Here is a 13,599-nt window from a genome sequence, read left to right as displayed (position 1 = left end):
GACGATTGTGCTACCGGATCAGAAGCCCGGGCCGTGCTGGTGGCCGTGACCGTGGCCGTGCCCGCCACCGGCGGCCGGCTCGGCCTGCTCCGGCTTCTCCACCACGAGGCTCTCCGTGGTGAGCAGCAGACCGGCGATCGAGGCGGCGTTGGTGACCGCGTTGCGGGTCACCTTCACCGGGTCGATGATGCCGGCCTTGACCAGGTCGACGTACTCGCCCTTGGCGGCGTCGAGGCCGTTGCCCCACTTGAGGTCGGCGACCTTCTGCGTCACGACGTAGCCGTCGTGACCGGCGTTCTGGGCGATCCAGCGCAGCGGCTCGACGAGCGCCTTGCGCACGATCGAGACGCCGACCTTCTCGTCACCGGTGAAGCCCAGGTCGTCGTCGAGCACCGGAAGGATCTGCACCAGGGCGGCGCCGCCGCCGGGCACTGTGCCCTCCTCGACCGCTGCCTTGGTCGCCGCGATGGCGTCCTCGATGCGGTGCTTGCGCTCCTTCATCTCGACCTCGGTCGCCGCGCCCACCTTGATCACGGCGATGCCGCCGGAGAGCTTCGCCAGCCGCTCGGCCAGCTTCTCCCGGTCCCAGTCGGAGTCGGAGGCCTCGATCTCCTTGCGGATCTGAGCCACCCGGTCGGCGACGTCGGCCTTCTGGCCGCCACCGTCGACGATCGTGGTGTTCTCCTTGTCGACCACCACACGCCGTGCGGTGCCGAGCACCTCCAGGCCGACCTGGTCGAGCTTGTAGCCCAGCTCCGGGGCGACCAGCTCGGCGCCGGTGGAGATCGCGATGTCCTGGAGCATCGCCTTGCGCCGGTCACCGAAGCCCGGGGCCTTGACCGCGCAGACCTTGAGGGTCTTGCGCAGCGAGTTGACCACCAGGGTGGAGAGCGCCTGGCCGTCCACGTCCTCGGCGATGATCAGCAGGGGCTTGCTGTTCTGCAGGACCTTCTCCAGCAGCGGCAGCAGCTCCTCGATCGCCGAGATCTTCTGGGTGGTGACCAGGATGTACGCGTCCTCGAGGACGGACTCCTGACCCTCCAGGTCGGTGACGAAGTTCGGCGAGATGAAGCCCTTGTCGAACTGGAGACCCTCGGTCACGTCCAGCTCGGTGGTGAGCATCGAGCCTTCCTCGACGGTGATGACACCGTCGCGGCCGACCCGCTCCATCGCCTCGGCGATCAGCTCGCCGATGGTGGAGTCCTGCGCGGAGATCGTCGCCACGTTCGCGATCGACTCCTTGCCGGTGACCTCCGCGGCCCGGCCGAGCAGCGCCTCGGAGATCTTGGTGGCCGCCGCGTCGATGCCCCGCTTGAGCCCGGCCGGGTTGGTCCCGGCGGTCACGTTGCGCAGGCCCTCACGGACCATGGCCTGGGCCAGCACGGTCGCGGTGGTGGTCCCGTCGCCGGCGACGTCGTTGGTCTTGGTCGCCACCTCCTTGACCAGCTGCGCGCCGAGGTTCTCGTAGGGATTGGTGAGCTCGATCTCCTTGGCGATGGTCACACCATCGTTGGTGATCGTCGGCGCACCGAATTTCTTGTCCAGGACGACGTTGCGCCCGCGCGGGCCGAGGGTGACCTTGACCGCGTCCGCGAGGGCGTTGACACCGTGCTCCAGCAGGTGCCGGGCGTCGTCCGAGAAGCTCAGGATCTTCGCCATGAATGTCCCTTCGAAGCGCCACTGCCCCGGCCCGGCGAGCCGGACCGGGGCAATGGCACTGATCGGTTGCTTACTTCTCGATGACCGCGAGGACGTCGCGGGCGGAGAGCACCAGGTACTCCTCGCCGGCGTACTTGACCTCGGTGCCGCCGTACTTCGAGTAGAGAACGGTGTCGCCGACCTTTACGTCGAGCGGCACACGGTTGCCGTTGTCGTCGATCCGGCCCGGGCCGACAGCGAGGACAGTGCCCTCCTGCGGCTTCTCCTTGGCGGTGTCGGGGATCACGATGCCCGACGCCGTGGTGGTCTCAGCCTCGTTCGCCTGGACCACGATCCGGTCCTCGAGCGGCTTGATCGCAACCTTGGTCGCGGTAGTCACGGGCATACCCTCCTGGGGTACTGGTTTCGTTGCTGGCCGGCGGGGCCGACCAGCGTCAATCTGCCACATGCCACCGGGCGGGGCCGTCGTCGCGGGTGCCGGTCCGCCTGGCGTTTCGCACCCGGGTCGCGAGACCCGGAAGCTGGCACCCTCAGGGTGAGAGTGCTAATCGCAGGTTATTCCGTGGCTAGCACTCCGTCAAGGAGAGTGCCAACGCGCCGTCCGACGTGTCGCCACAGTTCCGCCAGTCGTTACCGCAACACGCCGGGAACGCCTCGTCCCAGCGTGGCCATCTCCCTACCGTCGGTTGCCACCACCGGAAGCCGCGGAAAGGGGAGCCGAGTGTCCCGCCGACTGACACCACCGTCCGGCCAGTCCGGCCGGCCCGGGACAATGCTCGGGTGGATCTCGATCAGCTGGCGGCGCTGCGTACCCCTGAGGGGTCGGCCGCGCTCGCGGCGGCGGCCGGACTGGCCGGCGGTGACCCGCTGGCCGCGGCGTCGGCGCTGCGCGCGACCGGCGTGCCGCCGGCACTGGCCTCGGCGGCACTGACCCAGGCCGAGCTGCGCCACCGGGCGGTCGGCAAGTTCGGCCCGGCCGCCGCCGGGATGTTCCTCACCCGCGCCGGGCTGGAGCAGGCCACCCGCCGGGTGGTCGCCGACAGCCGGGCCGCCCGGCTGCGCGCGGCCGGCGTGCGCACCCTGGCCGACCTCGGCTGCGGGCTCGGTGCCGACGCGCTCGCCGCCGCCCGCGCCGGCATCCGGGTGTACGGGGTGGAGGCCGACCCGGTGACCGCCGCGATGGCCGCCGCCAACGCCGCGGCGGCCGGGCTGGCCGAGCTGTTCACTGTCGAGTGCGGCGACGCCACAGCGTTCGACGTCTCCCGGGTCGACGGGGTGTTCTGCGACCCCGCCCGTCGCCGGGCCGGCACCGGGCGGCGGATCTTCGACCCGCGCGCCTACTCGCCGCCGTGGGATTTCGTCACCGGGCTCGCTGAGCGGGTGCCCCGCACCGTCGTCAAGGTGGCGCCTGGTCTGGATCACGCGCTCATCCCGGCCGGCGCGGAGGCCGAGTGGGTCGGCGTGGACGGCGACCTGGTCGAGGCCGCGCTCTGGTGCGGCGAACTGGCGGAGGTGCCCCGCCGCGCCACGCTCTACCGGCAGGGACCGGGCGACGAGGCCGGCCACCACGAGCTCACCGGTTCGGGCGCCGCCGAGGCTCCGGTCGGCCCGACGCGCCGCTACCTGTACGACCCGGATGCGGCGGTGGTCCGCGCCCACCTCGTCGCCGAGCTGGCCGGCGAGCTGGGCGCCACCCTCGGCGACCCGAGCATCGCCTACCTCTACGCCGATCAGCCGACCCGCACCCCGTACGCGCGCTGCCTGGAGGTGACCGACGTGCTGCCGTTCTCGCTCAAGCGCCTGCGGGCTCTGCTGCGGGACCGCCGGGTGGGCCGGGTGGAGATCCTCAAGCGGGGTTCCGCGCTCACTCCGGAGCAGCTCCGGCGGGACCTGCGGTTGACCGGTGACGCGGCGGCGAGCCTGGTGCTCACCCGGGTCGCCGGGGCACCGACAGTTCTGATCTGCCAGCCGGTCGACTAGGTTCGTCGGCGTGGCGGGACAGGGCACTCCGGCAACGGCACTGCTGGTCAAGCGCGGGATCGCGCATCGAACCCATCCCTACCGGGTGGCGCCGGACGCGCCGAACTACGGCGCTCTGGTGGCGGCGGCGCTCGGCGTACCGCCGGAACGGGTGTTCAAGTCGCTGGTGACCGAGGTCGACGGCGCGCTCACCGTCGCGGTCGTACCGGTCACCGGCGAACTCGACCTCAAGGCGCTGGCGGCGGCTGTCGGCGGCAAGCGGGCGGCGCTGGCCGACCGGGCGGTCGCCGAGCGGGCGACCGGCTACGTGCGGGGCGGGATCAGCCCGCTCGGGCAGCGCCGGCGACTGCCGACCGTGCTGGACGACTCCGCGCTGGGCCTGCCGACGATCTATGTCTCCGCTGGCCGGCGCGGTCTGCAACTCGAACTGGCCGCGGCGGATCTGGTGGCGTTGACCGAGGCGCGCACTGCGGCGTTGCAGGCCCGCTGACGGCTGCCGCCCATGGTCATTGCCCCTGGATGATCAGGGAGTGACAGTCGCGTTGCTGAATTGTTATCGCTCCCAACAAACTTGACGCCCCGCCGGTCTTGTGAACCGCACGCGGGGCGCAATACGTTGCCGGGCACAACAAAAGAACACCTTCCCCCACCCCGAAAGGACCCTGCACATGCGTAAGGGGCTCCTCACCATCGCCGCCGTGGGCCTGCTCACGACCGGCAGCATGACCGCCTGCGGCGGCGACTCCGGCGACGACCAGGCCAGCTCCGCCAAGACCCCCAAGATCGGCGTCATCCTGCCGGACAGCAAGTCCTCCGCCCGCTGGGAGAGCGCGGACCGTCGGTTCCTGGAAGAGGCGTTCAAGGCCGCCGGCGTCCAGTACGACATCCAGAACGCCCAGAACGACAAGACCGCCTTCCAGACCATCGCCGACCAGATGATCACCAGCGGCGTCACCGCCCTGATGATCGTCAACCTGGACTCCGGCACCGGCAAGGCCGTGCTCGACAAGGCCAAGTCGCAGGGCGTCGCCACCATCGACTACGACCGGCTGACCCTGGGCGGCTCGGCCCAGTACTACGTCAGCTTCGACAACGAGTCCGTCGGCAAGCTCCAGGGCGAGGGCCTGGTCAAGTGCCTGACCGACCAGAGCGCCAAGAACCCGGTCGTGGCGTACCTCAACGGCTCCCCCACCGACAACAACGCCACCCTGTTCAAGAACGGCTACGACTCGGTGCTCAAGCCGAAGTTCGACGCCAAGGAATACACCAAGGGCCCGGAGGACGCCGTACCGGCGTGGGACAACGCGCAGGCCACGACGATCTTCGAGCAGCAGCTCACCAAGGCCAACGGCAAGATCGATGCCGTGCTCGCCGCCAACGACGGTCTCGGCAACGCGGCCATCTCGGTGCTGAAGAAGAACAAGCTCAACGGCAAGGTACCGGTGACCGGGCAGGACGCCACCCCCGAGGGCCTGCAGAACATCCTCGCCGGCGACCAGTGCATGACCGTCTACAAGGCGGTCCGGGAAGAGGCCAAGGCCGCCTCCGACCTGGCCGTCGCGCTCGCCAAGGGTGAGAAGAAGGAAACCGGCCAGACGGTGAAGGACCCGGAGGGCGGCCGGGACGTCCCCTCGGTGCTGCTCACCCCCAAGGCCATCTACAAGGAGAACGTCAAGGACGTCATCGCCGACGGCTACGTGACCAAGGAAGAGGTCTGCTCCGGGACGTACGCCAAGCTCTGCGCCGACGCCGGCATCAGCTGACCGACGCCGCAGTACCCGCCGGGACGACCATCGCCGCCCGGCACGGGAGCACCCTCCCGTGCCGGGCGGCGCACGCCGGACGGGCCCCGACCTCCCTTGCGAAGGAGACCCCCGTGTCCGCGACCCCCCTGCTGGAAGTACGCGGGATCGACAAGAGCTTCGGTCCCGTCCAGGTGCTCCGCGATGTCGCCCTCACAGTGCACCCGGGCGAGGTGACCGCGCTGGTCGGCGACAACGGCGCTGGCAAGTCGACCCTGGTGAAGTGCATCAGCGGCATCCACCCCACCGACGCCGGTGAGTTCCTGTTCAACGGCGAACCGGTGCACATCGGCAACCCGCGCGACGCCGCCGCGCTCGGCATCGAGGTCGTCTACCAGGACCTGGCGCTCTGCGACAACCTCGACATCGTGCAGAACATGTTCCTCGGCCGGGAGAAGCGCAGCGGCATAGTGCTGGACGAACCGACAATGGAACAGCTCGCCGCCGAGACGCTGGCCGGGCTCTCCATCCGCACCGTCACCTCGCTGCGCCAGCACGTCTCCAGCCTCTCCGGCGGTCAGCGCCAGACCGTGGCCATCGCCAAGGCGGTGCTGTGGAACAGCAGGCTGGTCATCCTGGACGAGCCGACCGCGGCGCTGGGTGTGGCACAGACCGCCCAGGTGCTCGAACTGGTCCGCCGGCTCGCCGACAACGGCCTGGCCGTGGTGCTCATCTCGCACAACATGAACGACGTCTTCGCCGTCTCCGACCGGATCGCCGCGCTGTACCTCGGCCAGATGGTCGCCCAGGTGAAGACCACCGACATCACCCACGCCCAGGTGGTCGAACTGATCACGGCCGGGCGCTCGGGCGGGCTGGGCCTCGCCACCGACGCGGGCACAGGCGGCAACGGCAACGGCGCGCAGCCGGCCGACTCGACCTCAGGAGGCCACCGATGACCACCACCGCCGTGCGGAAGGGCGGCCCCGCGGCCGTCACACCGCCGCCGACCGTCGGGGGCCACGTCCGCAACTACTGGAGCCGGGTACGCGGTGGCGACGTCGGCGCGCTACCGGCCGTGCTGGGCCTGATCGTGCTCTGCACCGTCTTCGCGGTCATGCGGCCGTCGTCGTTCCTGTCGGCCGGCAACTTCGCCAACCTCTTCACCCAGGGCGCGGCGGTCACGCTTATCGCGATGGGTCTGGTCTTCGTGCTGCTGCTCGGCGAGATCGACCTCTCCGCCGGCTTCGCCAGCGGGGTCTGCGCGGCGGTGCTGGCCAATGTGGTCACCGTGCTCGGTTATCCCTGGTGGGTGGCCGTGCTCGCCGCGGTCGCCACCGGTCTGGTCATCGGCACCGGCCTCGGTCTGCTCGTCGCGAAGATCGGAATTCCGTCCTTCGTGGTCACCCTCGCCGGCTTCCTCGCCTTCCAGGGCATCGTGCTGCTCCTCGTCAAGGAGGGCACAAACATCTCCATCCGCGACAACGTGCTGCTCGCCATCGCGAACCGCAACCTCACCCCCACCCTGGGCTGGGCGCTGGCCGCTCTCGCGGTCGTCGGCTACGCGGCGGTGCAACTCCTGCGCCACCGCACCCGGTTGGCCCGCGGCCTGATCACCGACCCGATCGCGGTGGTGGCACTGCGGATCGGCGGACTCGCCGTCATCCTCGGCACGGCCGTGTACGTCCTCAACCTGGAGCGCAGCCGCAACGTCCTGTTCAGCTCACTCAAGGGTGTGCCGATCGTTGTCCCGGTCATCGCGGTGCTGCTGATCATCTGGACCTTCGTGCTCCAACGCACCAGCTACGGACGGCACATCTACGCCGTGGGCGGCAACCGGGAAGCGGCCCGCCGGGCCGGCATCAACGTCGACCGGATCCGGATCTCGGTGTTCGTGATCTGCTCGTCGATGGCGGCCGTCGGTGGCATCGTGGCGGCCAGCCGGGCCAACTCGGTCGACCCGAACACGGGGGGCAGTAACGTACTGCTCTACGCGGTCGGCGCGGCGGTGATCGGCGGCACGAGCCTCTTCGGCGGCAAGGGCCGGGTCCTGGACGCCGTGCTCGGCGGCGCGGTGGTCGCGGTCATCGAGAACGGAATGGGCCTGATGGGGTACAGCGCGGGAGTCAAGTACGTGGTCACCGGCCTCGTGCTGCTGCTCGCCGCGAGTGTCGACGCCGTCTCCCGGCGCCGCGCGGCGGCCACCGGCACCCGCTGACCGCGGGAGGTAGCACCGCGATGCGCCCGGCACCGAGCCAGGACGAGGTCCGACGGCAGAACCTTGGAGCTCTGCTGCGGCACGTGCACGTCCACGGGGCGACCACACGTGCCGAACTCACCACCACGCTGGGCCTGAACCGCAGCACCATCGGCGCGCTCACCGCCGACCTGGCCGGCGTCGGGCTGGTCAGCGAGGAAGCACCGAGGGAGACCGGCCGGGCCGGACGACCGTCGCTGGTCGTCCGGCCCGAGTCGGACCGGGTGTTCGCGTACGCGTACTCCGTGGAGGTGGATCGGCTGCGCGCCGCCCGGATCGGCCTCGGCGGCGCGGTGCTGGACCAGCGGGAGCTGGACCGCCCGCGCGGCCTGCTCGCCGCGGAGGCGGCGCCGCTGCTGGCCGGCGCGGTCAAGGAGATGCAGCAGGGCGTACCGCCCGACGCGATCTGCGTGGGCGCCGGCGTCGCGGTCTGCGGCATGGTCCGCCGCGACGACGGCCTGGTCCGGCTCGGCCCGACCACCGGCTGGGTGGACGAACCGATCGGCGCGGCGCTCGGCGCCGAACTGGGCATCGACGTGCCCATCACGGTGGGCAACGTGGCCGACGTGGCCGCGTTCGCCGAGCACGCGCGAGGTGTCGCGGCCGGCTGCGACAACGTCATCTACCTGTACGGCGACGTCGGCGTGGGCGCCGGCATCATCGCCGGCGGGCGTCGGCTGACCGGGCACGGCGGATACGGCGGCGAGGTCGGCCACATGAAGGTGGTCCGCGACGGCATGCCCTGCGAGTGCGGCTCCCGGGGCTGCTGGGAGACCGAGATCGGCGAGCACGGCCTGCTCCGTGCGGCCGGACGCTCCGACGCCCGGGGCCGGGACGCGTTGCTCGCGGTCTTCGACGCCGCCGACCGGGGCGACGCCCGGGCCCAGACGGCGGTCCGCCAGGCCGGTGACTGGCTCGGCTTCGGGGTGGCAAACCTGGTGAACGTCTTCAACCCCGAGATGGTCATCTTCGGCGGCACCATGCGCGACCTCTACCTCGCCGCGGCAGCCCAGATCCGCAGCCGGCTCAACTCCAACGCGCTCGGCGCCTGCCTGGAGCACGTCCGGCTGCGCACCCCCAAGCTGGGCGCGGACGCGCCCCTGATCGGCGCCGCCGAGCTGGCCTTCGAACGGCTGCTCGCCGACCCCCTCGACGTGGGCTGATCCGCGTACGCTGTCCGGCGTGGATGTCCAGCTGCGCGCCTCCGACGACGACCGCAACCAGGTGGTCGCCGAGCTGCACCGGCACACCACGGCGGGCCGGCTCACCCTGGACGAGTTCTCCGACCGGGTGGGTTCGGTGTGGACCGCCCGCACCTTCGGTGACCTGGCCGCACTCACCCGCGACCTGCCGGCCCTGCCCGGTCCGGCCGACGACGCGTCGGCCGGCGGCGACCCCGCCGGGCACGGCCGCCGGGAGCTGCTGGTGCTCTTCGCCGTCGCCGCGCTCACCCTGCTGCTGCTCGGCGGCTTCCTCGCCATCACCCGCTGACCCGAGTCGCCCACCGGTGAACTGATCGGGCGGTCAGTCCGTATCAGTGGACGGACGGGCAGTCGGCGGCACGCGGCTGCCCGGTTCAGACGCGTTTCGGTCCGGACCGAGGAGGCACCGCAGACATGGCACCGCTCAGATCCGCCCGTCGCCGGTCGGGCAACCGGACCCACCGGGCGGCGATGCTGCTCATCGCTGTCATCGCGGGGGTCGGTGTCCTGCCCGGTGTGGCCGTCGCCGCACCCGCCGGCGGGCAGCAGCTCAACGCCGCCGACATGACGCTGCTCAACGGGGTGCGGCTGGCCGGGCTGTGGGAGATGCCAGCCGGCCAGATGGCCGCCGAGAAGGGACAGTCGGCCAAGGTCCGGGAGATCGGCGCGGGCATCGCCAACGAGCACCAGAAGCTCGACCAGCTCGTCGTGGACGCCGCCAACAAGCTGGGCGCGACCATCCCGTCCGAGCCGACCGCCGAGCAGAAGGGCTGGCTGTCGGAGATGCAGAAGGCCTCCGGCGCCCGGTTCGACCAGATCTTCGTCACCCGGCTCCGGGTGGCCCACGGCAAGATCTTTCCGGTGATCGGCGCGGTGCGGGCGAGCACCCGGGACGCCACCGTCCGCAAGCTCTGCGACGACGCCAACAGCTTCGTGCTGCACCACATGCAGATGCTGGAGAGCACCAATCTGGTCCGCTGGCCGGAGCTGCCGCCGGCGGCGCTGCCCGCCCCCGGCAACGACGGGCTGCTGGCCGCCGCCGCCGCGAACACCGGCCCGCAGGTCGGTGTCAGCAGCACAGTCGTCTGGCTGGTCTTCCTCGCCGCGCTGGGCACCGGCGGGATCGCCACCTACCGGATGCTGCGCCGCAGCTGACCCTCCGTGCGGGCCTAGCTGGTGGCGGACCGGTCGCCGGGCGCGTCGCTGTGGTGCCAGGAGTGCCACAGCGCCGCGTACGAGCCACCGGCCGCCACCAACTCGTCGTGCGGGCCCAGCTCGGTGATCCGGCCGTCCTCGACCACCGCCACGCGGTCGGCGTCGTGCGCCGAGAAGAGCCGGTGCGCGATGGCGATCACCGTACGACCGGCCAGCACGGCGGCCAGGGAGCGTTCCAACTCCCGGGCGGCACGCGGGTCGATCAGCGAGGTCGCCTCGTCCAGCACCAGGGTGTGCGGGTCGGCCAGCACCAGCCGGGCCAGCGCCACCTGCTGCGACTGCGCCGGAGAGAGCGGATGGCCACCGGCGCCGACCACGGTCTCCAGCCCGTCGGGCAACGCGTCGGCCCAGTCCAGGGCGGCGACCGCGGCGAGCGCCGCCCGCACCTGCGCCGGATCGGCGCCCGGCCGGACCATGGCCACGTTCTCCCGCAACGAACCGATGAAGACGTGGTGCTCCTGGGTGACAAGCGCGACGTGCGAGCGCAGCTCGTCCAGCGGCAGCTCGTCGAGCCGCCGCCCGTCCACAGTCACCGAGCCGCTGCGGGGAGCGTGCACCCCGGCCAGCAGGCGACCCAGAGTGGACTTGCCGGCACCGGACGGCCCCACCATGGCCAGCTTCTCCCCCGGCCTCGGGACCAGGGTCACCCCGTGCAGCACGTCCCGCCCCGTGCGGTACGCGTACCGGACGTCGCGCGCGGCGAGCTGCTCCGCGCCGCCGTCCACGGACGCGGCGGGGGACGGCTCGGTGCCGGCGGGCCGCGCGTCGGCGGCGGGGCCGTCGCCGGTACGGGCCACCCCCAGCAGGCGGGCCATCGAGGCACCGCCCACCTGAAGCTCGTCCAGCCAGGACAGCAGCCGGTCGACCGGGTCCACCAGCTGCTGCACGTAGAGGGTGGCCGCGGTGACCTGACCGAGGCTGACCCAGCCCCGCAGGTAGAACCAGCCACCGATCAGCAGCGTGGCGACCACCGGCACCACGTACCCGATCTCGGCAACCGGGAAGAAGACGGTCCGCAGGTTGAGGGTGTACCGCTCCGCCGCGTACGACCGGCGGACGTCCACGTCGGTGCGGGCCCGGCGGCGCGCCTGCTGCCGCAACGCCTCGGTGGTCCGCGAGCCCTCGACGGTCTCGCTGATGCCGTCGGTGATGTCCGAGTAGGCGGCGTTCTCCCGCAGGTAGCCGGCGGGTGCGCGGCGCAGGTACCAGCGGGTGCCGGCCCACAGCAGCGGCACCGCCAGCAGGCAGGGCAGCGCGAGCAGTGGGCCGATCAACAGCAGCGCGCCGATGACGAACCCGGTGGTGACCACCGCGATCAGTGTCTCCGGCACCGCCAGGCGGACGGTCCGCGACAACGCGGAGACGTCCCGGGAGGTGCGGGTGAGCAGATCGCCGGTGCCGGCCCGCTCGACGGTGGCCAGCGGCAGGTCGAGGATCCGGTCCACGAACTCCTCACGCAGCTCGGCGAGGACCCGCTCACCGAGCCGGGCCGAGGCCAGGTGGGCGAACCGGACCAGCACCGACTGGGCCAGCACGAAACCGCCGATGAGCAGCGCGACCCGGTCCACGGTGGACTGGCCGACACCTCGGGCGATGCCCTCCACGAGGTCGCCGAGCAGCCGCGGCGCGGCCAGCCCGGCGGCTGCGGCCAGCGCGTGCAGGCCCAGCGCGGCGGCCAGCGCGCGCGGGTGCCGGCGGACAAGCGTGCGCGCGTACCGACGGACCTGCCGCGCGTCGGCGACCGGCAGTGCGGTGGCCATCAGTCCTCCTCCCGGCTGACCGTCGCCCGGTAGCGCGGTTCGCCGTCCAGCAGTTCGGCGTGTGTCCCCTCGGCCACCACCTTGCCGTCCTCCACGAAGATCACCCGGTCGGCTCGGCTGAGCACCAGCGGGCTGGTGGTGCAGACCACTGTGGTCCGGCCGGCACGCGCGTCACCCAACCGCTGCGCGATGCGGGCCTCGGTGTGCGCGTCGACCGCGCTGGTCGGCTCGACCAGCAGCAACGTCTCCGGGTCGGCGACCAGCGCGCGGGCCAACCGCAGCCGCTGCCGCTGCCCCCCGGAGAACTCCCGCCCACGCTCGGCCACCGGGCTGTCCAACCCGTCGGGCAGCGCCTCGACGATGTCCGTGGCGCTCGCCGCGACCAGCGCCGCGGTGAGCGCCGCGTCGTCGCCCCGGTCGTGCGGGTCCAACTCCGTGCGGAGCCGACCGGTGAACAGATGTGCGTCGTTGTCGGCCACCAGGATCCGCGCGCGCACCGTCGCCAGCGCGAGCGACCGCAGCGGTACGCCGTGCAGCGTGGCGTCCGAATCGGTGTACCGGCCGAGCCGGTCCACGATCGCGGCCGCGTCCTCGGGGGCGGCGGCGGCCAGCGCGGTGAACCGGCCGGGGGGCAGCACCACCCCGGAGGCGGGGTCGGCCAGCTCACCCGGCCCGTCCGGCAGCGCCACCGGCTGCGCCGGGTCGACCAGTTCCGGGGTGAGTTGCAGCAGTCGGACCACCCGGCGGGCCGACACGTGCCCACGGGTCAGCTTGTCGACCGCCTCGGTGAGGTTGCGCAGCGGGCTGACCAGGAACGCGGTGTAGCCGTAGAAGGCGACCAGTTGCCCGGCGCTGATCTGGTCGCGCAGCGCGAACCGGGCGCCCAACCAGGTCACCAGCACCAGGAAGGCACCGGGCAGCAGCACCTGCGCCGCCTCCAGCAGCGACTCGACGCGGGCCACCCGCAGGCCACGCGTACGCAACTCCTGTGACCGGGCCCGGTAGCGGGCGGAGAGCACCGGCTCGCCACCGACGCCGCGCAGCACCCGCAACCCGGAGACGATGTCGCCGGCCCGGGTGGTGAGCGCTCCCTCGGCGTCCCGGTACGCCTGCTGCTGGCGGTGCAGCGGCCGGATGAGCAGCGCCACCACCGCCATCAGCAACGGCACTCCGAGCACCACGACCAGCCCGAGCGGCATGGAGGCGTTCAGCAGGATCACCGCGACGGTGGCGATCGCGACCAGCGAACCGGTGCCCCGGGCGGTGATGTCGATGGCGTGCCCGATCTGGCCGATGTCGGCGGTACCGATGCTCACCACCTCGCCGGCGGCCACCCGGCGGGGCAGCGCGGCGCCGAGCCGGTTCGCCGCCGCCACCGTCAACTGCACAGTCCGGTACGCCCCGGCCAGCCAGTTGTGCACGGCGCAGCGGTGCCGCAGGATCCCTGCCACCGCCTGGAGCACGCCCAGCCCGAGCAGCACCAGACCCCAGGTGAGCAGAGCGCCCTCATCGCGGCGTGCCAACCCGTCGACGGCCCGGCCGACGGCGGCCGGCATCAGCGCCTGCGCCACCATCCACACCACACCGAGCGCGATGCCGGCGGTGAACAGCGGCTTGTGCCGGCCGGCCAACCAGATCAGATAGCGGGTCGCCGACCGGGTATCGGGTATGCCGGGTTCGCCGGCCGGTGAGAAGCGCATAGCGGCTCGACGCTAGGCGGCGACACTGGCCCGGGCGAATCAATTACCGCCCGAGGGTGCCGAACGTGCCGCAGCTCACCCGAG

The 13,599-nt window shown here is 72.0% G+C and carries 12 protein-coding genes; 8 read left to right on the top strand and 4 right to left on the bottom strand.

The window, feature by feature from the left end:
- Nucleotides 1-18 precede the first annotated feature (18 nt).
- The gene (gene groL, locus GA0070607_RS16560) at nt 19-1,659 is read right to left on the bottom strand and encodes a chaperonin GroEL (protein WP_089019011.1); all 1,641 of its coding nucleotides are present in this window, start codon (nt 1,657-1,659) and stop codon (nt 19-21) included.
- Nucleotides 1,660-1,729: 70 nt separating this feature from the next.
- Nucleotides 1,730-2,044 carry a co-chaperone GroES gene (gene groES / locus GA0070607_RS16555; protein ID WP_084757526.1) on the bottom strand — a complete coding sequence of 105 codons (315 nt, stop codon included), beginning with the start codon at nt 2,042-2,044 and terminating at the stop codon, nt 1,730-1,732.
- Nucleotides 2,045-2,439: 395 nt separating this feature from the next.
- Between groES and GA0070607_RS16550 the strand changes: the two genes are divergently transcribed.
- The 8 genes from GA0070607_RS16550 to GA0070607_RS16515 all read left to right on the top strand — a co-directional run bounded on the left by GA0070607_RS16550 (nt 2,440) and on the right by GA0070607_RS16515 (nt 9,995).
- Nucleotides 2,440-3,639, top strand: coding sequence for a THUMP-like domain-containing protein (locus GA0070607_RS16550; RefSeq protein WP_089019010.1), 1,200 nt, complete (start codon nt 2,440-2,442; stop codon nt 3,637-3,639).
- Between the two features lie 10 nt (nt 3,640-3,649).
- Nucleotides 3,650-4,129 (top strand): Cys-tRNA(Pro) deacylase, encoded by a 480-nt coding sequence (ybaK, locus tag GA0070607_RS16545; protein WP_089019009.1) that lies wholly within the window; start codon nt 3,650-3,652, stop codon nt 4,127-4,129.
- 178 nt (nt 4,130-4,307) lie between these two features.
- Nucleotides 4,308-5,402 carry a sugar ABC transporter substrate-binding protein gene (locus tag GA0070607_RS16540; RefSeq protein WP_089019008.1) on the top strand — a complete coding sequence of 365 codons (1,095 nt, stop codon included), beginning with the start codon at nt 4,308-4,310 and terminating at the stop codon, nt 5,400-5,402.
- A 113-nt stretch (nt 5,403-5,515) separates the two neighbouring features.
- On the top strand, nt 5,516-6,340 hold the full coding sequence (locus GA0070607_RS16535; RefSeq protein WP_089019007.1) for an ATP-binding cassette domain-containing protein: 825 nt from the start codon (nt 5,516-5,518) through the stop codon (nt 6,338-6,340).
- Nucleotides 6,337-7,599, top strand: coding sequence for a sugar ABC transporter permease (locus GA0070607_RS16530; protein ID WP_089019006.1), 1,263 nt, complete (start codon nt 6,337-6,339; stop codon nt 7,597-7,599). Before GA0070607_RS16535 ends, GA0070607_RS16530 begins: the two co-directional genes overlap by 4 nt.
- A 20-nt stretch (nt 7,600-7,619) precedes the next feature.
- Entirely contained in the window at nt 7,620-8,801 is a 1,182-nt protein-coding gene (locus GA0070607_RS16525; RefSeq protein WP_089019005.1) for an ROK family protein, read from the top strand.
- Between the two features lie 19 nt (nt 8,802-8,820).
- Complete coding sequence (locus GA0070607_RS16520) at nt 8,821-9,129, top strand: DUF1707 SHOCT-like domain-containing protein (protein ID WP_089019004.1); 309 nt, start codon at nt 8,821-8,823, stop codon at nt 9,127-9,129.
- Nucleotides 9,130-9,254: 125 nt separating this feature from the next.
- On the top strand, nt 9,255-9,995 hold the full coding sequence (locus GA0070607_RS16515) for a DUF4142 domain-containing protein (protein WP_089019003.1): 741 nt from the start codon (nt 9,255-9,257) through the stop codon (nt 9,993-9,995).
- Between the two features lie 14 nt (nt 9,996-10,009).
- Here the strand turns inward: GA0070607_RS16515 and GA0070607_RS16510 are convergent, their stop codons facing one another.
- Both GA0070607_RS16510 and GA0070607_RS16505 read right to left on the bottom strand, forming a co-directional pair.
- Nucleotides 10,010-11,815: an ABC transporter ATP-binding protein gene (locus GA0070607_RS16510; protein WP_089019002.1), complete on the bottom strand. Its 1,806-nt coding sequence runs from the start codon at nt 11,813-11,815 to the stop codon at nt 10,010-10,012.
- Nucleotides 11,815-13,515, bottom strand: coding sequence for an ABC transporter transmembrane domain-containing protein (locus GA0070607_RS16505; RefSeq protein WP_089019001.1), 1,701 nt, complete (start codon nt 13,513-13,515; stop codon nt 11,815-11,817). Before GA0070607_RS16505 ends, GA0070607_RS16510 begins: the two co-directional genes overlap by 1 nt.
- Nucleotides 13,516-13,599: the final 84 nt, after the last annotated feature.

Origin of the sequence: Micromonospora coriariae, from assembly GCF_900091455.1 — a bacterium.
In the GTDB taxonomy this organism is placed as follows: Bacteria; Actinomycetota; Actinomycetes; order Mycobacteriales; family Micromonosporaceae; genus Micromonospora; species Micromonospora coriariae.
This window is presented reverse-complemented; position numbering and strand designations above follow the sequence as displayed.